Annotated in this window: 24 protein-coding genes and 2 pseudogenes; 18 read left to right on the top strand and 8 right to left on the bottom strand. The window is 70.0% G+C overall.

Annotated features, from left to right (window positions below; all coding sequences use genetic code 11):
* The first annotated feature begins 40 nt into the window (after nt 1–40).
* Genes WME75_RS25625 through WME75_RS25610 form a run of 4 tightly spaced genes read left to right on the top strand, consistent with a single transcriptional unit; the run spans nt 41 to nt 3,395 of the window.
* Complete coding sequence (locus tag WME75_RS25625; RefSeq protein ID WP_437476043.1) at nt 41–1,420, top strand: aspartate aminotransferase family protein; 1,380 nt, start codon at nt 41–43, stop codon at nt 1,418–1,420.
* A 7-nt stretch (nt 1,421–1,427) separates the two neighbouring features.
* Nucleotides 1,428–1,766 carry a hypothetical protein gene (locus WME75_RS25620; protein WP_437476041.1) on the top strand — a complete coding sequence of 113 codons (339 nt, stop codon included), beginning with the start codon at nt 1,428–1,430 and terminating at the stop codon, nt 1,764–1,766.
* Nucleotides 1,756–2,934: an acyl-CoA dehydrogenase family protein gene (locus tag WME75_RS25615; protein WP_437476039.1), complete on the top strand. Its 1,179-nt coding sequence runs from the start codon at nt 1,756–1,758 to the stop codon at nt 2,932–2,934. Before WME75_RS25620 ends, WME75_RS25615 begins: the two co-directional genes overlap by 11 nt.
* Nucleotides 2,935–2,960: 26 nt before the next feature.
* Nucleotides 2,961–3,395, top strand: coding sequence for a thioesterase family protein (locus WME75_RS25610; RefSeq protein ID WP_437476037.1), 435 nt, complete (start codon nt 2,961–2,963; stop codon nt 3,393–3,395).
* A gap of 73 nt (nt 3,396–3,468) precedes the next feature.
* On the opposite strand, the gene WME75_RS25605 is transcribed toward WME75_RS25610, so the two are convergent.
* Complete coding sequence (locus tag WME75_RS25605; RefSeq protein ID WP_437476035.1) at nt 3,469–4,056, bottom strand: Uma2 family endonuclease; 588 nt, start codon at nt 4,054–4,056, stop codon at nt 3,469–3,471.
* Nucleotides 4,057–4,350: 294 nt separating this feature from the next.
* Between WME75_RS25605 and WME75_RS25600 the strand changes: the two genes are divergently transcribed.
* The 6 genes from WME75_RS25600 (at nt 4,351) to WME75_RS25575 (ending at nt 9,248) form a co-directional block, all read left to right on the top strand.
* On the top strand, nt 4,351–5,070 hold the full coding sequence (locus WME75_RS25600) for a hypothetical protein (RefSeq protein ID WP_437476033.1): 720 nt from the start codon (nt 4,351–4,353) through the stop codon (nt 5,068–5,070).
* Nucleotides 5,067–5,831: a hypothetical protein gene (locus WME75_RS25595; protein ID WP_437476031.1), complete on the top strand. Its 765-nt coding sequence runs from the start codon at nt 5,067–5,069 to the stop codon at nt 5,829–5,831. Before WME75_RS25600 ends, WME75_RS25595 begins: the two co-directional genes overlap by 4 nt.
* Nucleotides 5,828–6,529: a hypothetical protein gene (locus WME75_RS25590; protein WP_437476029.1), complete on the top strand. Its 702-nt coding sequence runs from the start codon at nt 5,828–5,830 to the stop codon at nt 6,527–6,529. Before WME75_RS25595 ends, WME75_RS25590 begins: the two co-directional genes overlap by 4 nt.
* Complete coding sequence (locus tag WME75_RS25585; protein ID WP_437476027.1) at nt 6,526–7,224, top strand: response regulator; 699 nt, start codon at nt 6,526–6,528, stop codon at nt 7,222–7,224. The genes WME75_RS25590 and WME75_RS25585 overlap by 4 nt, the downstream gene beginning before the upstream one ends.
* 12 nt (nt 7,225–7,236) lie before the next feature.
* Nucleotides 7,237–8,796, top strand: a complete 1,560-nt coding sequence (locus tag WME75_RS25580; RefSeq protein ID WP_437476025.1) for a sensor histidine kinase — start codon at nt 7,237–7,239, stop codon at nt 8,794–8,796.
* A 230-nt stretch (nt 8,797–9,026) separates the two neighbouring features.
* A complete protein-coding gene (locus tag WME75_RS25575; protein WP_437476023.1) occupies nt 9,027–9,248 on the top strand; it encodes a hypothetical protein in 222 nt (73 codons plus the stop codon).
* 41 nt (nt 9,249–9,289) lie between these two features.
* Here the strand turns inward: WME75_RS25575 and WME75_RS25570 are convergent.
* The 4 genes and pseudogenes from WME75_RS25570 to WME75_RS25555 form a co-directional block, all read right to left on the bottom strand.
* Nucleotides 9,290–9,676 (bottom strand): annotated as a pseudogene (locus WME75_RS25570) (PEP-utilizing enzyme); the annotation flags it as partial.
* 55 nt (nt 9,677–9,731) lie between these two features.
* Nucleotides 9,732–10,364 (bottom strand): hypothetical protein, encoded by a 633-nt coding sequence (locus WME75_RS25565; protein ID WP_437476022.1) that lies wholly within the window; start codon nt 10,362–10,364, stop codon nt 9,732–9,734.
* Between the two features lie 4 nt (nt 10,365–10,368).
* Nucleotides 10,369–11,871 (bottom strand): AAA family ATPase, encoded by a 1,503-nt coding sequence (locus tag WME75_RS25560; protein WP_437476020.1) that lies wholly within the window; start codon nt 11,869–11,871, stop codon nt 10,369–10,371.
* Nucleotides 11,825–12,556 (bottom strand): hypothetical protein, encoded by a 732-nt coding sequence (locus tag WME75_RS25555; protein ID WP_437494923.1) that lies wholly within the window; start codon nt 12,554–12,556, stop codon nt 11,825–11,827. Before WME75_RS25555 ends, WME75_RS25560 begins: the two co-directional genes overlap by 47 nt.
* Before the next feature lie 7 nt (nt 12,557–12,563).
* Between WME75_RS25555 and WME75_RS25550 the strand changes: the two genes are divergently transcribed.
* From WME75_RS25550 to WME75_RS25540, 3 genes are all read left to right on the top strand, one after another.
* A complete protein-coding gene (locus WME75_RS25550; protein WP_437495085.1) occupies nt 12,564–12,725 on the top strand; it encodes a hypothetical protein in 162 nt (53 codons plus the stop codon).
* Nucleotides 12,726–12,961: 236 nt separating this feature from the next.
* The gene (locus tag WME75_RS25545; protein WP_437476018.1) at nt 12,962–13,579 is read left to right on the top strand and encodes a JAB domain-containing protein; all 618 of its coding nucleotides are present in this window, start codon (nt 12,962–12,964) and stop codon (nt 13,577–13,579) included.
* 389 nt (nt 13,580–13,968) lie between these two features.
* Complete coding sequence (locus WME75_RS25540; protein WP_437476016.1) at nt 13,969–14,787, top strand: hypothetical protein; 819 nt, start codon at nt 13,969–13,971, stop codon at nt 14,785–14,787.
* Nucleotides 14,788–14,965: 178 nt separating this feature from the next.
* On the opposite strand, the gene WME75_RS25535 is transcribed toward WME75_RS25540, so the two are convergent.
* The 3 genes from WME75_RS25535 to WME75_RS25525 form a co-directional block, all read right to left on the bottom strand.
* Nucleotides 14,966–16,012, bottom strand: coding sequence for an AAA family ATPase (locus WME75_RS25535; protein ID WP_437476014.1), 1,047 nt, complete (start codon nt 16,010–16,012; stop codon nt 14,966–14,968).
* Nucleotides 16,009–16,296, bottom strand: a complete 288-nt coding sequence (locus tag WME75_RS25530; RefSeq protein ID WP_437476012.1) for a hypothetical protein — start codon at nt 16,294–16,296, stop codon at nt 16,009–16,011. Before WME75_RS25530 ends, WME75_RS25535 begins: the two co-directional genes overlap by 4 nt.
* Before the next feature lie 487 nt (nt 16,297–16,783).
* Nucleotides 16,784–17,389: a DUF2267 domain-containing protein gene (locus WME75_RS25525; RefSeq protein ID WP_437476010.1), complete on the bottom strand. Its 606-nt coding sequence runs from the start codon at nt 17,387–17,389 to the stop codon at nt 16,784–16,786.
* A gap of 328 nt (nt 17,390–17,717) precedes the next feature.
* On the opposite strand from WME75_RS25525, the gene WME75_RS25520 reads away from it, so the two are divergent.
* The 5 genes and pseudogenes from WME75_RS25520 to WME75_RS25500 all read left to right on the top strand — a co-directional run bounded on the left by WME75_RS25520 (nt 17,718) and on the right by WME75_RS25500 (nt 24,145).
* The gene (locus WME75_RS25520) at nt 17,718–20,048 is read left to right on the top strand and encodes a S41 family peptidase (protein WP_437476008.1); all 2,331 of its coding nucleotides are present in this window, start codon (nt 17,718–17,720) and stop codon (nt 20,046–20,048) included.
* Between the two features lie 109 nt (nt 20,049–20,157).
* Nucleotides 20,158–20,778, top strand: coding sequence for a class I SAM-dependent methyltransferase (locus tag WME75_RS25515; RefSeq protein ID WP_437476006.1), 621 nt, complete (start codon nt 20,158–20,160; stop codon nt 20,776–20,778).
* A 29-nt stretch (nt 20,779–20,807) separates the two neighbouring features.
* Nucleotides 20,808–20,885, top strand: a pseudogene (locus WME75_RS25510) (PEP-utilizing enzyme); the annotation flags it as partial.
* A 318-nt stretch (nt 20,886–21,203) separates the two neighbouring features.
* The gene (locus WME75_RS25505; RefSeq protein ID WP_437476004.1) at nt 21,204–22,844 is read left to right on the top strand and encodes a serine/threonine protein kinase; all 1,641 of its coding nucleotides are present in this window, start codon (nt 21,204–21,206) and stop codon (nt 22,842–22,844) included.
* Entirely contained in the window at nt 22,841–24,145 is a 1,305-nt protein-coding gene (locus tag WME75_RS25500) for an arabinan endo-1,5-alpha-L-arabinosidase (RefSeq protein WP_437476002.1), read from the top strand. The genes WME75_RS25505 and WME75_RS25500 overlap by 4 nt, the downstream gene beginning before the upstream one ends.
* The last annotated feature ends 137 nt before the right edge of the window (nt 24,146–24,282 follow it).

Below are 24,282 nucleotides of genomic sequence, written 5' to 3'. Positions count from 1 at the left end.
GCACCACGGAAGGAGCGCGCGCATGACTGCATCCGGATCGATGAGCTCGATTGTCGATGACTATGTCCGTCTGACACCCCGGTCACGAGAGCACTTCGAGCGCAGCCGCGCCGTCGTGCCCGCCGGCGCGACCCGGAGCCTGAACTCCTGGCTGCCTCATCCGGTCTATGTCCGGGGGGGCAAGGGGGCGCTCGTGTGGGATATCGACGGCCGTGAATACGTCGACTTCCTCAACAATTACACAGCGTTGATTCATGGACACGCCCACCCGGCCGTCACGGCCGCGATCTCCGAGCGGCTCGAGAGCGGGACGTCGTTCGGGTTCTCGACCGAGCTCGAGGCGACGCTCGCGGCGCTGCTCGTCGAGCGCGTGCCGTCCGTGGAGCGGGTGCGCTTCACGGGCTCGGGCAGCGAGGCCGTGATGTTCGCGTTGCGCCTGGCGAGGGCCTTCACCGGCCGCATGCGCGTCGCGAAGATGGAGGGGGGGTTCCACGGCGCGCAGGACGATGTGATGGTCAGCGTGAGGCCGCCGCCCGCGCAGGCCGGGCCGATCGCGCAGCCCGCCGCGCTGCCCGAGACCCACGGGCTGCCGCCGGGCCTCGCCGAGCGCGTCCTCGTCCTGCCGTTCAACCATGTGGACGAGACCACGGCGTTGATCGAGGCGCACGCCGGCGAGCTTTCGGCGGTGATCGTCGAGCCGATGCTCGGCGTCGGCGGGATGATCCCGCCGGCCCCGGGCTACCTGGCGCGCCTCCGGGAGCTCTGTACGACGCACGGCATCCTCTTGATCTTCGACGAGGTGATCTCCCTGCGGCTCGCGCCGGGAGGGGGGCAAGAGCTCTATCAGGTCACTCCAGATCTCACGGTCATGGGCAAGATCATCGGCGGTGGGCTGCCCGTCGGAGCCGTGGGCGGGCGGGCCGACGTCATGGCGCTCCTCGAGCCGAGGGGCGGGCATGACATGTATGATCCGCGCGCGGGCGGACCTGCCCTCTACCAGGGTGGAACGTTCACCGGCAATCCGCTGACGCTCGCGGCCGGGCTCGCCACGCTCCGCGAGCTCACGCCCGACCGCCTTGCGTCCCTCGACGCGCTCGGCGACGAGCTGCGCAGGAGAATCGCGGACCTGCTCGGGAGGCTGGGCGCGCCGGCCACGGTCACCGGGGCGGGCTCGCTCTTCACGATCCACATGACCGGGGGACCGCTGCGGACTTTCCGGGAGGTCCGCCGCGCCGATAGCGTCTTGCAGCAGGGCCTGTTCCTCGGGCTGCTGAACGAGGGGGTGATGCTGGCCCCGCGCGGCATGGGCAGCCTGTCGACGCAGACGACCGCCCTTCACGTGGATCGCCTCGTGGACGCGGTGGGCCGCGTGATCTCCGACCTTTGCGACGGGGGCGCGGCGCGGGGCGCGCGCGGGTGAGCCGGCCATGCTGTGGATATGCCAGTGCTGCGAGTACGAGAAGCAGGCGGCGATCGCCGATACCTGCGCGTGGTGCGGCGGCGATCTCGCGCCTGCGGAGCGCGCAGGCGATCACGGCGGCGCGGATCCGGCCGGCGCCCCGACCTTCCTGTGGGCCTGCGGGAAGTGTGAGTACGAGAAGGTGGCGACGTGGGCCCGGTACTGCGCGTGGTGCGGCAGCGACCTCGTGGCCCTGTGCACGGCCTGCCGGCAGCGCGTCGATCGCGGGAGCGGACGCTGCGCCACACATGAAGCTCATGGGGGGAATGGCCCGTCAGAGAGCAGAGGAGGCGACGATGCAGCTTGAGTGGAGCCAGCAGCAACTCGAGATCCGTGAGCGGTTCCGCCGGTTCGCTCGGGCGGAGATCGCGCCCGGCGCGGTCCGGCGCGATCGGGAAGGGTCGTTCGACCACGCTCTGTGGAAGCGCCTGGCGGATACGGGCCTCTGGCGCCTGCTCAGGCGGCGTGAGCCCGGCGGCGACCCTGGCGCGCTGTGGGATTTCCTGGCCGCGTTCGAGGGGCTCTCGTCCACCGCCGAGGATTTCGGGCTCATCATGTCGGTGATCGCCCATGCGGGGCTCCTGGAGGTGCTCCTCCAGCATGGCACCGAGTCGCAGCGCCGTGAGCAGCTCCCGCGGCTCATGAGCGGGTCGGTGGGGGCGACCGCCGCGACGGAGCCTGGCGGCGGGTCGCACATCGCCAGCCTGAAGACCGCGGCGACGCCGGTCGAATCCGGGTACGTGCTCACCGGAGACAAGGTGCACATCACCAACGCGCCCATCGCCGATGACCTCCTGATCGTCGGGCGGATCCCGTCGCTCGGACGGCAGGACATCACCCTCTTCCTCGTCGCGCGCGGCCAGCCGGGCGTGGTCCTGGGGCCCGGTGAGGACCTCCTGGGGCAGCGATCGAGCCCGACGGGCCCCATCGGCTTGCGCGACGTGCGCGTGACGGCCGCCGATTTCGTGGGCGAGCCGGGCCATGGGCTGGCGACGCTCTACTCGTTCCTGAGCTTCGATCGGCTGATGTATGGCATCGCCGTGGCGGGCGTCCTGGAGCCGGTGATCGCGCGCGCCATGGAGCGGATCAGCTCGCGCATGGCGTTCGGGGTGCCGCTCGCCGAGCACGAGTACATCCAGGACAAGCTCGTCGACATGAAGCTGACGATGGAGACATCACGCTGGCTGGCCTACAGCGCCGCTTCGGAGCTGTGCAAAGCAAACCCTGCTTCCAGCATGCAAGCGTCGCTGGCGAAGCTCGCGGCGTCCGAAGGGATGGTTCGGGCAGGGCTGGAGCTCATCCAGCTCTTCGGCCACGAGGGGTACGACCGGGCGTCGGGGATCGAGCGGGTCCTGCGGGACGCGACCGCGCTCCGGCTCGCCGGCGGAACGACCGAGATGCAGAAGAAGAACATCTTCAAGCACCTCGTCAGGCTCAGGGCGCAACACCCTCAGAGGAGCGACGGCGAAAGCTGAAGCGGCGTGGGATGGAGGAGAAAAGCATGAATACGATGACCCTGCCCTCGGATCTCGAATTTCAGGAGCGCATCTCGGTCCGCGTCGAGGACTGCGCGAGCTCCTGGGGAAATGACGGGCTGCTCGCCTTCTCGACCCCGGCGATGCTCGGATACATGGAGCTCGCCTGCGTCAAGGCGCTGCGGCCGCACCTGCCCGCGGGCACCATGACGGTCGGAGGGACGGTGACGCTCCAGCACCTGGCCCCGACGCCGGCGGGAACGCACGTGGAGCTCCGGGTGGCGCTGCGCGAGATCGACGGCAAGCGCCTCCGGTTCGCCTTCACCGTGCACGACGCCCAGGAGAAGGTGGGGGAGGGCATTCACGACCGGTATCTGGTCGACCAGGCGCGGTTCGAGAAGCGGCTGCAGCAAAAGCGCGCGGCCCTCGGCGTCGGCAGCGGCCCGCAGGCCGTGGAGTGAAGGCGGCTCCTTCGATGCATGGATGAGATGCGCCTGCGGCCCACGCACGTCGCGGCGGGCCGATCGACCGCTGTCACGTGGCCTCGTCTCCGAAGAGCGCGTCCATCTCCAGCTCCACCTCCCCGAACGGCTCTGCCCTGACGCGCTCTCCGCGCTCGGCGGTGAGGATCAGCAGATATCCCTCGGACGTCCAGCGGTGGACGGTCAGCGTCTGGTCCTCGGGATCCACGATCCAGTAATGCGGTACCCCGCATCGCTGATAGACGCGCATCTTCTTCACCCGATCGTTGCGTGCGCTGGACGGCGAAAGCACCTCGCACACCCAGTCGGGGCGTACCGAGATCGGCGTCGTCCTGGGCAGCTCGGGCAACCTCTCCCGCCGCCATCCGACCCCGTCGGGGCGATAGACCTGAGCCTCTTCGAGCTGCACCTCGGCCTCGGTCACGATCCACCACCCGCCCGGGAGCCGCCCGCCCGGCCGCCGGTCGTACGGATCGCCGATGCGGCCTCCGAGGACGCGCTGCGCCCTCCCGTGGGGGCCGCTGGGCATGGCCTTGCGCACGAGCTCGCCGTCGAGGATCTCGTGAAAGCGCTGCTCCTCCGGGATGGCCAGCAGATCGGCGAGGGCGGCCCGGGGCCCGAGCTGGATGGCGACCGACATCCCGCCAGCATACACCGCGCGCCGCCGCTGGCTTGCAGGCCGACGGCGGCCGGCGCCTGTCCGGGGACGGGCGATGTCCCTGCTCCCGGGTGGCTCCGGCCACGGCGGGCGACCTGCCACAACTTCGCCACAACCTCTCCGCGTCCCTTCCTTGTCGCGGGCGCGGGCGCGCCTCGCCCGGGGGGTACTTCCGTCGAGGCCTGCGCGGCAGCGACCAGGCCGAGCCTCCTCGGGCGATCGGTCCAGGAGGTTCGGTCGAGCGTGCCGCGCAGCGCTCACCACCCCGGAGGTCCTGTGCACGCGCAAGCTCCCTGTCTTCTCATCCCACCCTCGCCGGAGCCCGGCACGGAAGCCGGTGTTCCCGGGCCCGCGCCGCATCGAGACGACGCGCCGCCGCCGCCCGCGGCCGGCGTGGCCGCCGAGCCCGCGGCGCGCGCTGGACACCCCAGCTGGACGGCCTCTCTTCTCGTCGAGCGGCCGGCGGCCGAGCTCCGTCACGACCTGTCCAGGTTCGGCGTCGGCGTCGGCCTCGCCTCGGTCTATGGCCTCGCGCTCGGCGCGCGGCAGGGCGGCATGTCGTTCGTCCACCACGCCGCCGGCGTCCCCGCGGCCATGATCGCCGTCGCCTGCCTGGGCGTCCCCGCGCTGACGATCGTCCTGACCCTCTTCGACGCGCCGCTCGACCCCTCGCGCGTGCTGTCGGCCACGGCGCGCGCCGCCGCGGCCACCGGCCTCGTGCTCGGCGGCCTCGCGCCCGCCGCCGCGCTCTTCGTCGTCACGAGCGGGTCGCAGGACACGGCGGCGCTCATGGGGCTGCTCGGCCTCGCCGTCGGCGGCGCCCTCGGCGTGCGCGTCTTCCTGCGCGACCTCGGCGCCGCGCTCCGGCGCGATCAGGGCCTCTTCACCCGGTCCGGGTACACCGCGGCGCTCCTCGGCTTCGCGGCGTTCGCCGTCGTGCTCGCCCTGCGCGTCTGGTGGGAAGCGCTCCCGCTCCTGGACGGGGGTAACTCGTGAGCGCCGCCGTCCTGAGCCGCCTGCTCCGGGCGCCCTCCGAGGTGGCCGCGAGCTGCCGTGAGGACAGGGACATCCGCGCCATCGCGCTCGCGTCGCTCGGCGCCATCGCCCTCGGCTCCGCCGTGTTCGGCGGCGTGATCGGCAGCTTCCGCGGCGACGAGCAGATCCTCTACGCGGCCATCAAGGTGCCGCTCGCGATGCTGATCACGCTCGTGCTCTGCGCCCCGGCGTTCCATGCGCTCGCGGCGGTCCTCGGCCGCCCCTGGCCGATGCGGTCCGTCATCGCCCTCGCCCTCGCGTCGGCGGGCCGCTCCTCGCTCGTGCTGCTCGCGTTCGCGCCTGTGCTCTGGCTGCTCATCGATCTGGGGCTCGGCTACCACGCCTCCTCGGTCGCCGCCTGGCTCGCCTACGCCGTCGCGGGCCTCGCGGCGCTCGGCGTGCTCGTGCGCGGCATCGGCGTGGGCAAGGGCCGCTGGCTCACCGCGGTCGCCTTCATGGCTGTCTTCTTCGCGATCGGCGGCCAGGCCGCGTGGATCCTCCGGCCGTACATCGGGCGGCCGAGCGCGAAGGAGGTCCCGTTCCTGCGCGCCCGCGAGGGGAGCTTCCCCGACGCGTTCGTGAAGAGCTGCCGCTCCGCGCTCGGGATCTACGACGACGACGGGCTCCCGCCCGATCCCTCCGACTACCCGCACGGCTACCCGTACCCGTACGAGAACGAAGAGGGCGCCGCGGGCGGCGGCCTGACGGAGGGCGAGCGATGAGCCTCCGCGACCTCTCGATCCTGTACCTGATCGCGGGCCTCGCGTGCGCCGTGGCGGTGTACCGCGCCTCGCGCGATCGCGGCGACGCGCGCCGGCGCGCCGCGCTCTCCGCGGCGCTCTGCTTGCCGCTCTGGCCCATCTGGGCGCCCGTCGCGCTCACCGCGGGCCGCGGGGCGGGCGGCGCGCGCCCGGACGGCGACGCGGGCACCGCCGCCGCGCGCGTCCAGGGAGCCCTGCGCGAGGGGGTCAGCGCGTGCGCCGGCACCTCGTTCGAGGCGCTCCTGTCGCGCGACGCCGCCTCGCGCATCGAGGCCGAGGTGGCGCGCGCCGCCGCCCGCCACGCCGAGCTCGACGCGCTGCTCCGCCAGAGCGGCTTCGACGAGGCCGCCGCCGCCGCGCGCGTCGCCGAGATCGAGCGCGGCGGCGCGGGCTCCGGGCGCGCGCTGGCGACGGCGCACCTCCACCTCGAGAACATCCGCCGCCTGCGGGCGATGCGCGACCGCGACGCCCGCGCCCTCGAGGAGCTCGCGGATCTCGTCCAGGCGCTGCGCACGCAGCTCGTCCTGGCGCGCTTCGCCGGATCCTCGGTCGAGGGCGTCGGTGGTATCGTGTCCGAGGTCTGGGCGCGCGTGGAGGGCCTCGACGCGGCCATCGACGCGCACGGCGGCGCTGGATCAGAGGAACCTATCGCGACGTGAGCAAGCACATCCTGGTCGTCGACGATGAGGCGCGCATCCGCGAGGTCCTGCTCTACGCCCTGCAAAAGGAGGGCTACCTCGTGACGGCGGTGGCCGACGGGCGCGCCGCGCTCGAGGCGGCGGGGGCGGGGCAGGTGGACCTCATCGTGCTCGACGTGATGCTCCCCGAGCTCGACGGCCTGGAGGTGTGCCGGCGGCTGCGCGCCGCGAGCAGGACGCCGATCCTCTTCCTGTCGGCGCGCGGCGACGAGGTCGACCGGATCGTCGGCCTCGAGCTCGGCGGCGACGACTACCTCACGAAGCCGTTCTCGCCGCGCGAGCTCGTGGCGCGCGTGCGCGCGCTGCTCCGGCGGGCCGAGGCGCCGCCGCCCGCGCCGCCGCCCGTAGGCGCGCGCACGGCGGTGCTCCGCCACGGCCCGATCGAGGTCGACACCGACCGTCACGAGGCCCGCTACCTCGGGCAGCTCGTGTCGCTCACCGCGACCGAGCTCGGCGTGCTCGGCGCGCTGCTCGAGCGGCCGGGGGTGGTGCTCTCGCGCGGCCAGCTCATGCAGCGCGCCTACCGCTACGACAACCTCATCACGGAGCGCACGATCGACACCCACGTTCGCCGGATTCGCGCGAAGTTTCGCGTAGTTGGCGGTGATCCGATCGCGACGGTCCACGGCGTCGGCTACAAGCTGCACGGGGCGTAGCCGGGCCGCGCGATGCCGGGCCATGCGATGATCGAGCGCCTGCGCCGCGAGCTCGGCCGGATCCGCGTCCGGCTGCTCATCGTCAACCTGGTGGTCCTGCTCGTGCCGGTGGCCGGGCTCGAGTTCGCGCGCCTCTACGAGCGGCAGCTGCTCGGCTCGCTGGAGCGCGACATGGCGAACCAGGCGGTCCTTGTGGCGGCGATGCTCACGTCGGCGCTCGACCGGGGGCTCGAGCTCGACGCGCCGGAGCACGGCGACGTCCTGACCCGGGCCGCGAGGCACACGCGCACGCGCGTCCGGGTCCTCGACGGGGCGGGCGCGGTGGTCGCCGACTCGCACGAGAACGGTCCGCCCGAGGGGCCGGAGCCGGCGGCCCCCCGGCTCATCTCGGCGCGCAGCCAGGGCGGTTCGGGCCGGGGCCTCGCCGATCTCGCCGACGAGGTGCGGCCTTTCGGCGAGGACGCGCGCGAGCGCTGGCCCGAGGTCCCGGACCGCGCGGAGGTGCGCGACGCGCTCGCCGGGCGCCGCGCAGCGAGCACGCGCGTCCGGGAGCGGCAGCCGGCGGTCCTCCTGTTCCTGGCCGAGCCGATCCGGTGGGGCGGCGAGGTGCTGGGCGCCGTCTACGTGGTGCGCTCGACGCAGCCGGTGCTCGTCGAGCTGCACCGGATCCGCTCGGGGCTCCTCCGTGTCCTCTTGATCGCGAGCCTGTTCACCGGCCTCGTCACGCTGGTGCTCGCGTGGTCGATCTCGAGGCCGCTCGGCAAGCTCTCGCGCGCGGCCAAGCGCATCGCTTCCGGCGAGCGCGACATCGTGGTGCCCGTCTCGGGCAGCGGCGAGATCCGCGACCTCGGCGCGTCGTTCGCGGCGATGAACGAGCGGCTGGGGGCGCGCCTGCGGTACATCTCGGATTTCGCGGCCGACGTGGCGCACGAGTTCAAGTCGCCGCTCACGTCGATCCGTGGGGCTGCCGAGCTGCTGGACGAGGGGGCGGCGGACGATCTCGAGGCGCGGCGGCGCTTTCTGCGGAACATCGAGCTCGACGTGGCGCGGCTCGACCGGCTCGTGTCGAGGCTCCTGGAGCTGAGCCGCATCGAGGCGTCGAGCGAGGCGATGACGGTGTTCGACCTGGAGGCGCTCGTGGCGCGCGTCGTGGAGCGGTGCGCGACCTCCGGGCAGCCGGTCGTGCTGCGGTACGAGCTGCGGAAGCGGCTGCTCCGGGCGCGGCAGACCGACCTGGAGACGGCGCTCTTGAACCTCGTGGACAACGCGGTGAGGTTCTCGCCGCCGGGGGAGGCGGTGGTGGTGACCGTGGAGGGCGGGGAGGGCGGGGCAGGTGGCGAAGGTGGGAAGACGGCGAGGATCGCGGTGCGCGACCGGGGGCCGGGGGTGCCGGCGCAGCATCGGGCGCGGATCTTCGACAGGTTCTTCACGACCGACGAGAGCCGCAACGGGACGGGGCTCGGGCTGGCGATCGTGAAGAGCGTCGTCGAGGCGCACGGCGGGGCGGTGACGGTGGAGAGCGCGCCGGGGGAGGGGGCGAGCTTCGTTGTGGAGCTGCCGGTGAGGCAGTAGAGAGGGGCGGGCAGGGCTGCCAGCCTGCCAGGCGTGGTGAGCTTCATCAGGTCAGATCGATGGAGGGCCATCCACTACCCGCGGTAGCTTGACCCCGGCCGCCTGCGCGCTGCGCCTCGCTGCGCGGCGGGCGCAGTCACGGTGTTGCGGCGCACCTGGCACGTGGCTGCTAGAATCGTCCTCGGTCTCATCCTCTGCACGCCGGAGGAGCTCACCTTCGAGGAGAAGCCATGATAAACGACCCGATCGTGGATGAGGTCCGTGCGATTCGCGACTCTATCGCGAACGAGCACAATTATGATATTGACTCGATCTTCGAGTCCTTTCGGCGCTTGCGAAAAACTGGCGAAAAATCTGCTGCCCGACAATCGCCTGATGAGCACGACTCCGTTTCGTCAGAGGGGGCAGTCGAGCAGGATGGTGCGGCGGAAACCGCTGCGCGCCATCGCTGAGCGCCGAATCGATGTGACGGTGTACCAGCGCGTGCAGGATGTCAGCGATCGCCATCGGACGGCTCGCGCACGCTCATGATCAGGTCGATCGCGCTCTGCACCTGCGCGAGCCGCTCCGTGGGGGACAGGCTGAGCATCCAGCGCACGAGGGAGCGGTCCACGCCGTTCTCGTCGTAGGGGTTGTCGTCCCGCTCCTCGGCGGGAGGCTCCACAGGAGCCCGCGCAGACGGCCCATCGCTGCGCTCGCATCGCTCGTTACTCGTTAGCAAGAGCTCCACCATGCCCTCCGTCCCGCCCACGAGGATCTCCCGGCCATCGGCGATTCGCTCCGTCGCTCCGGACGCGCCGATGACCGCGGGGATCCCGTATTCCCGCGCGACGATGGCCGCGCGGGAGATGGCGCCGTCGGTATTCGTCACGACGCCCGCGGCGTTATAGGTGACTGAGCCACATGTCCCGTTTTTTGTGGTCGCAGCTCATCAACTATTGGTGCGAATCGCCTTCGGAGCGCAATAGTCCTAGGGTAAGAAGTGCATTGCAAAGGCTCTCTTCAAGCGCGCGAAATGCCATAAGCTCGCGCAGCGGACCGAAGTCGTCCATCAAGTCCGCAAGGCGGCGGACATCCGGGCGGAACTGTTTCAGTCGTCTCCCTGATAAATTGCTTGCGGTGCGAAGGGCTTCGAAAAGCACCTGTTTCGGATCGGGAATGGTTTCGGCATCCTTGAGCGGCGGGAGATAGAGCGGTTTGCGGCCATTCGGGCAGCCAGCTGCGCGGCGGATGGCCTGTTCATCGAACAAGAACCATGCTTCCTGCATTCTTACTGGAACGAGGCTGACGACAGGTATGTGGATGTCCCGCGTGGCGTCGAGAATCTCCTCGCGCCGTTTCTCTATCGGTTCGCGTTCCGCATCGCGATGAATGACGAGGAGATTGCATGGGTAAAGATCGAGCGCTCTGCGTACCCGCTCCACGAGCTTCGATGGTGGTCGATGCAAGCGCCGCAAATCTGCCCAGTCCAACTGAAAGAATGCCGTGGAGCGCTCGCGAAGCAGCCATCGGAGGATCGCGAGCAGCGCCTGGTCACTGGCGCCATCCGATAAGAATGTTAAACGCATGTGATCATTCGGCTGCCCGCGGCGATTCGTCGAACGGCAGAAGTTCCTGTAGATCGGGGCGATCCTTCACTCGCCGTCGCCTGGGTGTCTGACTCGACGCACGCCCCGTTTCGCCCGGAATCGTATCGCTTCGTGGCGGGCCAATCGGATCTAGGTACGCCAGCAAGTCCCCTTTGGAGACTGTTGGGTCTTTTTCGTCGTGAACACGCCAGGTCTTTGGGAGAGGCAACAGAACCGCGTGCTCAGCGCCCGATGCTCCCGGGACGAGTTTGGCTACGAGCAGCGAATCCTCGGGCACGTCCGCTACAACTGAAGGAGAGTGTGTGTTGATTAGTACCTGTCTGAGCGGGTTGTCGGGACCGACAGCCTCATCCGTGTCGACGGCGAGCTCTTGAAGAAGGCGAAGCATTGCAGGGACGCGAGCCGGGTGCATCCCGTTTTCTGGTTCTTCGAGGCACAGAAGCGAGCGCGGATGCGGCTCTTCGTGCATAACTGCTAGCGCCAGAAATCGAAGCGTTCCGTCTGATAAGGAGCCTGCCATGTGGGATGTGCCATGCCGATCGGTCATGATGATGCTTAGCAGTTGGCGCTTCTCGTCGATGTCCACAGCGATAGACCGGACTTGCTCCAAGAGCTCCGAAAGCCGATTGGCTATCCGGGCATAGATGTCGGCGTCTCCACCTGCAGTCGCTGCTGCTGCGTCACGCGCGAGTCTGTACAGCGTTGCTGGCAAATGCGATCCATTAGGTCCGATGACCGGCGGTGCCGTGAAGTCGTCGGGCGCACGCAGGGCGGAGGGCTCCAGGTGGAGCTGGGTCCATGACAGCATCTCGCGGCGGGCCAGTGTCGCGGTGCGGTGCTCGGCGGCGTTCTCCGCTGTGGACAGGACCGTACGCGGCAGATCTTGGGGGCGACGGATTTTTCTCGGGTTTCCACCACCGTGCCCACCTTTGGAATCTGCGTGCAACAGCACGGCGCCATCTTTGGTAGTAGAAATGTAGGGCACGGTCCGGCGTCCTTGAATGCACGATTGTCGCCATTCCTCGGAGCATGGGAATCCTAGCGAGCGTTTTGCGCTCGTCAGGTTTAGGTGAGATAAGCTTTCTCTTACGATCTCGATTCCACCATTGGGTCGTGATGGTAGTTCGGATCGATAGCAGAGCTCGAGCTCATATCGGAGGTAGGTCATGGATGCTTCGGCCAACTGGCCTAACTGATCCTCGCCCCTGGGTGGAACGATCATTTCAGCACCCAAGAACATGGTGTCCGCGGCCTTTTCGCCTACACGTCGAAACAGCCCGCGAACATCACCCATCCGACCGGCTCCGCCACGCACGTCGAGTGCCGCTTCAAGGAGTGGCTTCCCGGCTAAGGACGACAGGAACGAGATCGCGTCGAAGAAGTTCGACTTGCCGACGCCATTGGGACCTGCGATGCAGGTGAACGGACCCAGCTGGACATCAATGTCCAGGTTTTTGAAGCCGCGTACACTGAGGCGCGTCAACATGCTCGGGAATGTACTCCGTCGCGGCCGGGTCGACAACGCCTTCTGCCGCGAACTTCTTGGCCCAGCTTGGGCGCCGATTCCTCGAACACTTGGCAGGGCGGGGCTGCAGGTGGACGGACGAGCGGCGCGGACGTGCACTCATCGGCCTCGCCTGCCGACTTCCACGCACGGCTAGGTTGCGCTGAGCTGTTCCGGCCTGGTCCGGCCAAGGTCGAACGCACTGTCGAACTACACATCGAGCTGCTTGATGACCCTGCCGCGCTGACCGACGGCGGCACGATTTGCGCGCATTCGCGCCGCTCGCCTCGGTTGGGTAGCGCGTGGATGCTCTGTAAGGTGACCCTCCCGGACTCTGACCGCGGCCAGCCCGCCTCGCCTGGGTCGCCCTGAGCATCGGCCACCGACGGTCGTCCCTTCGCCATGTTCTCATGGACGTAACACGTCTCGATGTGGGCGTAGCGCGCAGGGCGAGGCGGTGCTGGTCGATTTGCAAGCGCACAGACGGTTGTCGTTGACCGACGCGGGTCGGTACGCTCGTGCGATGAGCGCCAGCGTGCTGCTCGCTTAGCTGTTCAGGCAGGGTGGCGCGGCGCAGCAGGACGCCGGGCTCGACCCCGAGCGCGTCGGCGAGCCGGACCAGCGCTACGACCCCGACGTTCGTTTTCCCGTGCTCGACGCGCTGCAGGAAGCCCGTGCTGATCTCCGCCGCCGCGGTGAGGGCGTCCTGGGTGAGTCCCAGCCGCCTCGACCAGGTGATCGGGGTCGCCGATTTGTTGGAGCCGCTGGGCTCCGTCGAGCAGCCCGCCGGAGGCGAGAAGGACACGCCGCTTGACGATGTCCCGCCGGAGGCGTGAGCGCGGGAGTCATCTGCGTGATGCCCCGCCGAGCAAGTCGAGCGCTATGCACCTGAGCCATTGCGATAACACAACCTATGCGTTGTTTTATTATGGAACGTCCGAATGTACGACGTCCGCATGCGCTGCACACTCCCCGATCCCCGGCAAAATCCACGTCCCTGCAAGCCCCAGCGCCGCCGCGTCCACCAGGCCCCCGCGCCGGCGGGCCGCTCTCCTTCGCGCGGAGGCGCCCGATGAGCCCCACCCCCGTCGACGTCCCCGCGATGCCCGACGCGGCCCTGGTGGAGCTGGTGCTCGGCCTCCCCGACCTGGGCCGCCGTGCCTTCCCTGCCGAGGACCTCCCGTCCCTCGCGCGCCTGTCGCCCGTCGCGCTGGCGGAGCGCGCCGAGCTCGCGCTCCAGGCGGCGACCCGCCTCGCTGCCGCCTTCGAGCTCGGCCGGCGTCTTCACGCCGCGCGCACGCGCCGCCCGAAGCGCCTGCGCCGCCCGCGCGACGTCGCCCGCTTCTTCCACGCGACGCTGGCGCCGCTCGTCCACGAGGAGGTCTGGCTCGCCGCGCTCGACGCCCACGATCGCGTCCGCGGCGCGCGCATGGTCTGCCGCGGCGGCCTCCTGGGCGGCTCGGTGCGCGCCGCCGATGTCCTGCGCGCCGCCATCGAGCTCGGCGCCGTCGCGTTCGTGCTGGCCCACAACCACCCGGGCGGCGACCCCGCGCCGTCCGACGACGACGTCGAGCTGACCCGCGAGATCGAGCACGCCGCCCACCTGATCGGCGTTCCCCTCCAGGACCACGTCATCGTGACGCCCGCCGGGCGCTTCGCCTCGGTCTTCCGGGCTGGCTCATCCCGCTAGACCGTCGGGATCCTGGCGCCCACCGGCGTCCCCGCCGCCAGACCCACGCGTCGCGCGGAGCGACCACCAGGCCCGGGACGTCCCTGCCGCCGCTGCCGAAAGCAACCTTTCGACGGGTCCTCCCGAGGCCGCACTGGGCGCCTCCGGCCTCCCTCCTGGCCAGAACGATGCCAGCCCAGCTATCCCAGCAACATCCCTCGTTTTTCTCACCCATCCATCCCCCGCGCTCCCCCGGACACCGCAGGATTCCGACACCCTCCCTTCTTCTATAAATCATCTTCTCCTTCACTTCTCTCTGGACACCTCTCATCACATCATGAATAGAGCACCCTTGCCCGTCTGGCGTTCCAGCGCAATCCCGCGCTCCTGCCACGGACGAGGATGATCTCATGAGCAAATACACCGCTTCTGAAGTGATCCAGCTCCCCCGCCTCACCGCCGTCGGGGCGATGGCGCTAGGCGAGCAGCTCCTCACGGCGGCGAAGCCCGCGAAGAAGCAGCTCGCGAAGGGCATCGCGCGGGCGCTCGCCGCGCTCTCATCGCGGCACGGCGAGCTCGCGTCGGCGCTGCGCGATCAGGTGTCGCTGTCCGGAGGAGGGGAGGCGAGCGAGGATGCCGTCCAGTGCGACCGTGTCATCGACGGTTGCTGGAGCGGTCTCCACGACTTCCTGACCGCGTTCACCAAGCTGCCGTCCGGCGCGCCCGAGGTCGCCGAGGCGAGCGCGCTGAAGGCGGCCATCTTCACGGGAGGGCTCAAGTTCCTCCAGCTCACGTACGTCCTGGAATGGTCCGAGAGCGAGCTCCGGCTGCAGCGCATCCGCAAGAACGGCCTCGACGCGCGCCTCGAGGCGCTCGGCGGCAAGCGCTTCCTCGTCGTCCTGGAGGCCGCGCACGCCGCTTACGGCAAGGCGCTCGGCGTCACGGCGCCCACGGCCGCGGCCGCGGCGGCGCCGCCGAGCGTGCGCGAGGCGCTCGACGCCTTCACCGAGGCGCTGCGCGTGTACGTGATCAAGGTGATGGGCGCGGTCGAGCCCGACGAGCCGGAGACGCAGGAGCTCGCCGACAAGCTGCTCGCGCCGCTCGCGACCTGGAGCGTCGGGCCGAGCGGTCGCGGCGCCGCCCGGAAGAACGACAAGCCCGAGGGCGAGCCCGCAGCGCCCCCTCCGCCCGACGCGCCGAGCGCCCAGCCGGCGCCGGTCGACCTCTGAGCCCGCTCGCATAACCCCGCCCACCGGACGCCCGCTCGCGCAACACCGCCCCGCCAGACGCCCGCTCGCCCCCGCGTCACCCGCCCAGGAGCACGCCCTGTCCGCCGCCGTGGCGGCCCCCGGCGCCACCGGCATCCGGGCGTCAATTCAGGCCATCGACGGTGACGGTCGGCATGGCTCAGCCTTCCGTGCTCAGGAAACGGTCGGACTGCTCGAGCTCCTCGTCGAGCGCGGTGATGGTTCCCATGTCGTCCACGGAGGGCCCTTGCTGCACCGAGACACCCGCGTCCGACAGGTGCAGCCCGAAGAAGCGCGCGTCGACCTCTCCCCCCTTGCGCGCGAGCAGCATCTCGATCTCGCGCAGCAAGAACAGGCTGTGCGTCGCGATGAACACCTGGATGCCGCCGAGGCTCAGATCGACGATGCTGCCGGCGACCTTCTTGATGATGCGCGGGTTGAGGTTCGCCTCCGGCTCGTCCCAGAACAGGCACCCTTTGTCGAGCAAGGCCCCTGTCGCGATGAGGCGGGCGAGCATGCCGAGCTTGCGGAGGCCCTCCGCGACGAGCGGCATCTCCATGCGACCGCTCCCGCTGCGGAAGTAGAATCGACCGTTCTTGTCGAGCTCGATCGCCCCTCCCATCGCCTCCTCCAGCGGACCAAGGAGCTCCCGGACGCGCTTCTCCTTGGCGCCCCTCTTGAGCGGCGCGCCGAGGAGCAAGCAGGTATCGCGCCATGTCTCCTCGAATTCGAGATAGTGGTTCTCGTACACGGACACGAAGCCTGGATAGATGGTGAGGAGCTCCCGGGTCGGCAGGAAGGCCGGCGCCGCGTCGATCCATTCCGTGGGGAGCGTGTCGATCGAGACGTCCGACTTGCTCTGCGTCGAGAAGCCGAACGAGAACTCCCAGGCCTCGTGGGTGCAGGTCATCCGCACATCGCAGCGCTCACGCCCTTGCTTCCGCCGGGCGAGGCGCCCCAGGGCCTCCGGGCGGAAGACGCTGACGAGCTTGTCCGCGAGGCGGGTCTGCAGAGCCGCCTTGGTCGGGGGCGCCGCGTTCGGCTTGCGCCCCTCCTCCCAGCTCGTCGCGAGGATGGAGTAGGCGAGCTTCAGCGCGTGCGTCTTTCCCGTGCCGTTCTCTCCCACGAACACGTTGAGGTGCTGTCCGAAGTCGAGGTCCGCCTCGCTGAAGGCGGTGAAATTCTTGATATGAAGCGACCTGATCATGGCTTGCGTTCGAACAGATCGAGCGGGTCCTTCGTCTCCGGGACCTCGCCGGCCGCGGCCTCCTCCTTGACCCTGCGGCGCATGAGGTCCGACGTGTCGACCGCGTGCGCGCCGTCGCGGAACCTTCCGTAGAAGTGATCCGCGTCGAGGAGGGAGCCATCCGGCAGCCGGTGGATGAGCTGAAGCGAGTCCGGCGGGATGGGGATCGCCGCGACCACGGTGACCACGCTCGACGGCTCCACGCCTTCCAGGCTCGCGCCGTTCGTGACGTCCTCGAGCTTCACCGTGTTCCTCTTCCGATCGGCGCGAGCATGCCGCGAGGCGACGCACCGTAGCCGGAGCACGCTCGCCCAACAAGGGCCGACGACCGAGGCGCGCCGCTGGACGGCACGAACCGCCCGCTCTGTGCCAACCCCCCGTGATCTGTGCCAGATGAGGGGGGTCCGGCACTGGCACAAACGCAATGCATTGCGACACACAGGGGTCCGGACCCCTCGACGACGCTCTGCAGAGCGTCTCCGGGAGCAAAATTGTGCCAGAATTCGCGTTTCACAGCGGAATTCTGTGCCAGAAGCGCCGTGAACGTGCTGGATCTTGTGCCAGATGGGGGGGCGGGACCCCTCCGGACCGCAAAACAGAGCGCCCGCGCGGGCTCGGCACCCCCTCCGGCCCTCAGAGCAGAGCGCGAGCGAGGAGTTCTGCAGGCTCGTCGGCGAAAGCCGGAGCGCACCCGAGGGCTCGAGCCGTCGCCCCCGGATCAGGATCGGCTGTCTAGCCTCGTCTCTCGCCGGGAGCGTCGCCGGACGAGGCCGCCGCCGTGCGGTCCACGCCCACGTCGCCGCGGAGCGGGTCGGGCGCGGGCGTCTCCACGGATGCCCGCGGGGGAGGCTCTGCCAGCGACGTGTCCGCCGGCCGCTCCGCGTGGGAGCTGCCGGCGACGCGATGGCGCCCCCAGAGCTCCTTCAGATCGGCCGGAAGCTGGCTCCCGATGTCCGTGACCTCCTCCATCGGGATCGCGCGCTCCACGGCCGCGAAGACCGCATGGGACACCGCCCTTGCCTGGTCGTTGTCGATGTGCAGGTGCTCCGCGAGCGTCTCCAGGAACTCTCGACGATTGAAGACCTCGGCATCCTCGTCGCGGTGCGTGGCACATGGCTGTACAATCGCCTGGATCGTCGATGGCAGGGCCGCGGCGAGGTCCCGCGCCTCTCCACCGCTCAGCCGGCGCGACAGCGTGCACAGCGCCGCACCGACGGCCTCGGGCGCCCGCAGGTGCGGCGGCAGCGCGCCGCTCTGCTCGACCTGGCGGAAGACCTGCTCTGATAGCTCGTCGATCGACCGAGCGGCCGCGGTCGTCGCATTCGCCTTGCTGCCCATTCGACTCCTCCTTTCGTGCGGGACCCGGGGGTACCTCCATGACAGAAGGCAAGAGCGGTGCCGCCCCCACCTCGTCGCGCACGGCACGCACAGCAAGAGTCCGAGCTTGCCTCGTCTTCTATGAACCACCTCTCCCTCGGATTCTCACTGGACTCCTCTCTTCACCTCGTGGACAGAGCACGCCAGCTCCTCCGCCTGGTCGACCTCGAGCGCCGGTGCCATTGTCGCGTCGATGGGGCTTGATCGGCCCCATCGCGGACACGATGCCCGTGCCCATCCCGACCGCTCGACGGTTGCCTCGACGATGCAAGTGCGTCTACCATCGCCCATGCGAACCGGCTTATTCTGTTTCGTATCTCTGATCCTCGCAGGTTGTTCCGAACCGGCCCCGTCCACGCCTCCCACGGGCGGCACGAGCTCCTCCAGCAGCGGGAGCGGCGGCGCGGGCGGCACCGGCGGCACCGGCGGCACCGGCGGCACCGGCGGCACCGGCGGCGCGGGCGGCACCGGCGGCGGGTTTTCCCTCGATTGCATGCCGGAGCCGGCCCCGGAGCTCCCGCCCGAGGCCTTCTGCGCGCGTGTCGCCGCCGGCGCCCAGGGCAGCCGCCCCGTGCCCGTCGACCTCTCCGCGGCGCATGCGGGCGTCCGTTTTTTCGGGCCCGTCACCGCATATGCCGACGCGGATCAGGCGCTCGTCGCCGCGCTCCTCCCCGCGGACGCGATCGATTCGCTGGACCTCGCGCCTTATGCCAGCGCCCTGCCCGGGATCGCCTGCGCCCTCTCCGCGAACGCGGCTGCGGCCTCGCTCGACGTCGCGCGGGTCGAGCTCGTGGAGGGCGAGGACGGCGCTGTCGCCCTGGTCCGGCCGGGCACGGGCACGGTCGAGGTGCCGCCCGAGGTGTCGGCAATCGTCGTCGATCTGCGGGATCTGCCGCCTGCGCCGGGCCTGCGCGAGGCGCTCGAGGCCGCCGCGTCCCAGGCCCTCGCCACGCCCGTGCCGCGCCTCGCGCGCCGCGTGCGGCGCCATTACGGGATGACCGACGAGCAGTTCTTCCAGCAGAACCTGTTCAGCAACACGATCGCCGAGATCCAGGGCGACCCGATCCCCGCCGCGAGCAGCGCCGACCGAAAGCTCGCCCTCTTGACGAGCCCGCGGCTCGCGCCCGAAGCGGCCTCGCTCGCCCTCTCGCTCCGGCTCGCGGGACGCGCGACGATCGTCGGCGAAGGGCTCCGCGCCGACGTCGCCGAGGCGCGCTGGCAAGGGATCGGAGATTCCGGGATCGCCCATCGCGCCGCCGATCTGATCTTCCCCGACGGGCAACGTGTCCCCGACTCGATTCCGGCCGACCGCCGGATGGGCGAGCCGGCGTGCATCGTGCATGAAATGGGGGATCTCGAGGCGCCTCCGCCCATCCCGCCCGGGCCGGCGGAGCGGCCCGAGGAGAAGAGCGTCTCGCCGTTCAACGAGCGGCAGCCGCCGGAGATCCACCTCGGCACGGGCCGCGCCGCGCTCGTCGTGGCGCACGGCGCTGCCCGGTCGTTCTTCCCGTACTTCGAGGTCGTGCCCGACGTGATCGATGCGCGGCTCGTGGAGACGATCGACCTGCTCGGCGAGGAGCCGCCCGAGCGCCTCGTGGTCCGGAACGTCCTGCGCCGCTTCGGCAATGCCCTCGACGACAGCCACACGCTGGTGCGGGATTACGTGACCAGGGCGACCGGCTCGTTTCCTTCGTACCTCGAATGGATCGACGGCGAGGCCGTCGTGCGCCAGACCCTGGCCGTGGGCGTCAATCCGGGCGATACGCTGGTCTCGATCGACGGGGTCCCGGCGGCCGACTGGTATGCCATGGAAATGGCTCGCTCGTCGGGGGCGACCGAGGCGAATCGCTTCGTCGTGGCCTCGTACGAGGTGCAGCAGCTCATGAAGCCCGTCGCGCTCGGCCTGCGCGACCCCGATGGCGCCATGAGGACCCTGCCCTTCGAGCCCCAGCCGCTCGCCGACTTCGGTGCCGTCGGCTTCACGCCCACGCTGCGCACCGCCGGATGGCTCGCCGATCTCGGCGCACCGGAGCTTTATTACATCAACCTGGCGGGCGAGGTCCTCTACGACATGAACGATTTCCACACGGCCCTCACCGAGGCCGAGACGGCGGACGGGCTCATCCTCGACATGCGGGGGTATCCGGGCATCGACGTCGCCGAGGTGGCGCAGCGGGTGATCCCGGGGCCGTGGTCGGGCGCGATCTTCCGCGTTGCCGTGCGCACGGGGCCGGACGACGTGTCCATCGACGAGTTCTTCGATACGTTCGGCCCGCTGGATTCGCCCGCGTACGGGGGGCCCATCGTGTTGCTCGTCGGCAACGGGACGCTGTCGGCGGCCGAGCATTTCTCGCTCGCGCTCGTCGACGCGGATCGCGTCACCGTGGTCGGCCGGGGGACGGCCGCGACAAACGGGAGCATCACGGGCGTGCAGCTGCCGGGGCAATTCGCCTTTTCGTTCACCGGGATGGATGCGCGGCACGCGGACGCGCAAAAAAGCGTGTTCCACGGGGTGGGGATCGTCCCCGACATCGAGGTCGCGCTGACCGCGCAGGCGTTCCGCGACGGCGTCGATCCCGAGCTCGACGCGGCCGTCGACCATCTGCTCGCCGCGCCTTGACAGAGGTGAACGGCTCCGGGGGAGGATCCAAAACCACGCCAATCGGGGCGAAAGCCACGCCCTGGCGCGGGTCGGCGCGCAGCGCTACGCACGGGAAGAGGTGCCGGAGATGACCGAGCTCTGGGAGAGCGTGTTCGCTGACAAGCAGATGATGTGGGGGCCCGAGCCGAGCCGATCGGCGGTCTTCGCGCGCGACTACTTCGCGCGCAGTGGGGCGAAGGAGATCCTCGTTCCGGGCCTCGGCTACGGCCGGAACGCGAAGCCATTCCTCGAACACGGGATGTCCGTGACGGGGATCGAGATCTCCGGGACGGCGATCGGCCTCGCGCGAACGCAGATGGGTCTCGATATCCCGATTCACCACGGCTCCGTGGCCGACATGCCGTACGACACTCGCCTGTACGACGGCGTCTTCTCGTACGGGCTCCTCTACCTCCTCGCCCCTCCCGCGCGGGCGAAGCTCCTCCAGGACTGCCATCGCCAGCTGCGGAAGGGCGGAGCGATGATCTTCACCGTCATATCGAAGCAGGCTCCGATGTTCGGTCGGGGGTCAAAGCTCGGAGACGACTGGTACGAGGTCCACCCGGGCGTGCAGATGTTCTTCTACGACGCCGAGTCGATCCGGCGGGAGCTCGGTCCGCACGGCGAGATCGAGCTCTCCGAGATCGACGAAGCGACACCGGGGGGCGGCACGTTCCCGTTCATCAACGTGGTGTGCAGGACGGAGTGAGCACCTGCGCTGCGCGCCACCGCGGGGCATCACGTCGGGGCCTGGTGACCGAGGTGGGCGGGCTGATGACCCATGGCGCGGTGATCGCCCGGGAATACGGCTTGCCCTGGCCGGGCCAGGGGTGAGCACCCGCATCTCGCTGGCGGCCGGCACGGAGCACAGAGGGCAGGTGGACGTCAAGGCGAGCGTGCCCCGCGGGGCCCTGGGACGAGCCGGCGCCGCGACGCAATGCCCAGGTGAGCCCACCGGCGAATCGCGGATGCTGGGGCTCGGGCGTACGCCGCGTTGACGCGACGATACTACGACAATATCTCACCTGCGTTTTCGCAGGGAGGCGGAACAATGCAGCGCCTCGTGGCCGATGGCTCGAGAGCCCGTTGAAACCGTCTGGTCGGGGCGGTTTTCTTCGTGCCATCATCGACGAGGTGAACGTAGGGCCGTCCAGCAGTCGTCCGCCCGAGGCGGGGCATCATCTCCTGCTCGAGCTCGGGCGGGGAGGAACCGCGCACGTCTTCCTCGCCGTGCAGAGCGGCGCGGAGGGCGTGGACAAGCTCGTCGTCCTGAAGTTTCTCCGGCCCGACTTCCAGGACAACGCCGAGCTGCGGGAGATGTTCATCAACGAGGCGCGGTTCTCCGCTCGCTTGAACCACGCGAACATCGTCCAGACGAGCGCGATCGTCCAGACGACCCGCGGGGCCGCCATCGTGCTGGAGTACCTCGAGGGCCAGCCGCTCTCGGTCGTCCGGACGCGGGCGCGCACGAAGCTCCCGCTGGAGATGCACCTCCGCATCATCATCGACGTGCTTCGCGGCCTTCATTACGCCCACGAGCTCACCGGCTTCGACGGCGAGCCCCTCAACGTCGTGCATCGCGACGTCTCGCCGCACAACGTCTTCGTGAGCTACGACGGTCAGGTCAAGCTCATCGATTTTGGCATCGCGAAGCTCCTGGGCACGGGGGCCGAGACGGCGACGGGGGTGATCAAGGGCAAGATCGGGTACATGCCGCCCGAGCAGATCGAGGGCAACCACGTCGATCGGCGCGCGGATCTGTACGCGGTGGGGGTCATGCTCTGGGAGGCCGCGACGGGCGAGCGGATGTGGAAGGGGTTGACCGACGTCGTCATCATGAATCGCGTGCTGAACGGCAACCTCCCGAGGCCGCGCGAGATCAACCCCGACGTGCCCGAGGAGCTCGAGCGCATCATTCTCAAGGCGCTGTCGTTCTCGCGGGAGGCACGCTATGCCACCGCGCCGGAGCTCGAGGTCGACCTCGAGGTGTTCCTCGCCGGGATGATCCCCGTGACGAACCGCGACATCGGCAGGTTCGTGGCGCGCGAGTTCGAGGAGCTCCGCACGGAGACGAGGCGCATCATCGGCGAGGAGATGAAGCGCCGCGCCACCATGGCGCGCTCGTCCGCGCAGATCGACGTCGCGTCGTCGTCCCCGCCGCCGCTGTCGCAATCGCTCGCGCGCGCCGGCTACGCCACGATGACGAGCTCGGACTCGAGGCGCACGGACGTGCAAGGGGAGGCGCCGCGCCCGTGGCTGAAGAGGGCGTCCCGCTCGCTGTTCGCCGCGGCCGTGCTGGCGATCGGCGTCGGCGTCGTCGTCGGCGTCACCTTGCGTGCCTCGCGCTCCCCGTCCCCGTCCGTGGACGCCGCGGATTCGCTGGCGGCGCCGCCTCCGTCGCCCATCCCCGTCGCGCCGGCCGCTGTCGCTGCGTCCGGGAAGCCGGCGCCCCCGCTGCGCGAGGAGGCCGTTCCCTCGTCGGGCTCTGCCGCCGTCGCGGTGGCCGCTGCGCCATCCGCGACGGCAGAGCCGTCCGCGAAGCCGGCCAAGCCGTCCGCGAAGTCCGCCAAGCCGGCCAGGCCGTCGGCGAAGCAGGCGGGGTCGTCCGCGAAGCAGGCCGGATCGTCGGTGAAGGCGCCGGTCGCGGTCGAGGTCGCCGTGCCTCCGGCGTCGGCGGCCAAGCCCGCTCCCGCCGTGCCTGCCAGCCCGCGATGCGACCCGCCGTACACCATCGACGCCGATGGAATCAAGCGCTTCAAGGTCGAGTGCATGTGAGATTGCCTGTCGACACGACCTCGGGTACGGGGGCGCTCTCCGCGCTGGCCCTGGCCGTGATGAGCGGTTGCGGGACAGGCGGAGACACCCGAATCCAGGGCGGCGCCGGCGGACCGGCGACGGTGAGCGTGTCGTCCGGTTCCTCGGCGGGCGCCGGGGGCGCGGGCGGTAGCGGCGCGGGTGCCGGGGGCGCGGGCTCTGGAGACGCCGGCATAGGGGGCGCGGGCGGTAGCGGCGCGAACACCGGAGGCGCGGGCATCGGCGGCGCGGGCTCTGGAGGCGCCGGAATTGGGGGCGCGGGCGGTAGCGGCGCGAACACCGGAGGCGCCGGCGTCGGGGGCGCGGGCATCGGGGGCGCGGGCACCGGGGGCGCGGGGGGTGACGGCGGCGGTTTCGTTGCGACGGACCGTCCTCCGGTCGCGCTCGCCCTCAGCGGAGACGTCCAGGGGGTGCACGATCCGTCGATCGTCCGGGCGGGGGATCTGTATTACGTCTTCTCCACCGGACCCGGGATCGCGATCCGGACCTCGGCGGACCTCGTGCACTGGGGCCTCGCCGGCGCCGTGTTCAGCTCCACGCCGGAATGGGTCGTGAGCGCGGTGGGAGACGTCGACTCGCTCTGGGCGCCGGACATCTCTTACTGGGGCGGGCTCTATCATCTGTATTACGCGGCCTCGTACTTCGGGACGAACCGCTCCTGCATCGGCCACGCGACGAGGCCGTCTCTGGACGACGCGCATACCCGCTGGCTGGATCACGGCGCCGTCGTCTGCAGCGAGGGCACCGATTACAACGCCATCGACCCGAACGTCGTGATCGACGAGCGGGGCACGCCCTGGCTTTTGTTCGGAAGCTTCTGGTCGGGGATCAAGCTCATGCAGCTCACCCTCGCAGGCGCTCCCGTCGACGGGACGCTCACGTCCGTCGCCTCACGCCCGAGCACGGCCATCGAGGCGCCGTTCGTCGTGAGGCGAGGCGAACACTATTACCTGTTTGCCTCGTTCGACACCTGCTGCGCCGGCTCGAGCAGCACGTACAAGATCATGGTCGGCCGGTCCCAGGCGCTCGCCGGTCCCTACGTGGACAGGCTCGGGAGCCGCATGCTCGACGGCGGCGGCTCGCGCGTGCTGACCGGCAGCTCGAGGTGGCGCGGGCCTGGCAGCAACGGCTTGCTCCGAGATGGTGAGTCCTGGTATCATATCTACCATTCGTACGACGCCGACGCGGACGGCATGTGGGCCCTTCGCGTCGCCGAGCTGAGCTGGGGCGCCGATGGCTGGCCGGAGTCCGGCGGGCCGTGAGCTGGCATTCGGGGGTGCCTCTCGGTTCGGCGAGGGCGCCGGGCTCTTTCCCCTGGGCTCCCGTGGTGGCCGTGGTCCCCGGGCCACGACCGCGTCATCGCACGCGCTCAGGAGACGTCAATCTTGTGGGAGGTGAC

The sequence above is a fragment of the Sorangium sp. So ce1014 genome, assembly GCF_051521505.1.
Lineage (GTDB): Bacteria > Myxococcota_A > Polyangia > Polyangiales > Polyangiaceae > Sorangium.
Note: the sequence above shows the minus strand (reverse complement) of the source record. Positions and strands in the feature narration are given on the sequence as shown.

Excerpts from the sequence above, each read along its gene's own strand:
- WME75_RS25625 (WP_437476043.1), top strand. The coding sequence starts at position 41 with ATGAGCTCGATTGTCGATGACTATGTCCGTCTGACACCCCGGTCACGA.
- WME75_RS25620 (WP_437476041.1), top strand. The coding sequence starts at position 1,428 with ATGCTGTGGATATGCCAGTGCTGCGAGTACGAGAAGCAGGCGGCGATC.
- WME75_RS25615 (WP_437476039.1), top strand. The coding sequence starts at position 1,756 with ATGCAGCTTGAGTGGAGCCAGCAGCAACTCGAGATCCGTGAGCGGTTC.
- WME75_RS25610 (WP_437476037.1), top strand. The coding sequence starts at position 2,961 with ATGAATACGATGACCCTGCCCTCGGATCTCGAATTTCAGGAGCGCATC.
- WME75_RS25605 (WP_437476035.1), bottom strand. The coding sequence starts at position 4,056 with ATGTCGGTCGCCATCCAGCTCGGGCCCCGGGCCGCCCTCGCCGATCTG.
- WME75_RS25590 (WP_437476029.1), top strand. The coding sequence starts at position 5,828 with ATGAGCCTCCGCGACCTCTCGATCCTGTACCTGATCGCGGGCCTCGCG.
- WME75_RS25580 (WP_437476025.1), top strand. The coding sequence starts at position 7,237 with ATGCCGGGCCATGCGATGATCGAGCGCCTGCGCCGCGAGCTCGGCCGG.
- WME75_RS25575 (WP_437476023.1), top strand. The coding sequence starts at position 9,027 with ATGATAAACGACCCGATCGTGGATGAGGTCCGTGCGATTCGCGACTCT.
- WME75_RS25565 (WP_437476022.1), bottom strand. The coding sequence starts at position 10,364 with ATGCGTTTAACATTCTTATCGGATGGCGCCAGTGACCAGGCGCTGCTC.
- WME75_RS25560 (WP_437476020.1), bottom strand. The coding sequence starts at position 11,871 with ATGTTGACGCGCCTCAGTGTACGCGGCTTCAAAAACCTGGACATTGAT.
- WME75_RS25545 (WP_437476018.1), top strand. The coding sequence starts at position 12,962 with ATGAGCCCCACCCCCGTCGACGTCCCCGCGATGCCCGACGCGGCCCTG.
- WME75_RS25540 (WP_437476016.1), top strand. The coding sequence starts at position 13,969 with ATGAGCAAATACACCGCTTCTGAAGTGATCCAGCTCCCCCGCCTCACC.
- WME75_RS25535 (WP_437476014.1), bottom strand. The coding sequence starts at position 16,012 with ATGATCAGGTCGCTTCATATCAAGAATTTCACCGCCTTCAGCGAGGCG.
- WME75_RS25525 (WP_437476010.1), bottom strand. The coding sequence starts at position 17,389 with ATGGGCAGCAAGGCGAATGCGACGACCGCGGCCGCTCGGTCGATCGAC.
- WME75_RS25520 (WP_437476008.1), top strand. The coding sequence starts at position 17,718 with ATGCGAACCGGCTTATTCTGTTTCGTATCTCTGATCCTCGCAGGTTGT.
- WME75_RS25515 (WP_437476006.1), top strand. The coding sequence starts at position 20,158 with ATGACCGAGCTCTGGGAGAGCGTGTTCGCTGACAAGCAGATGATGTGG.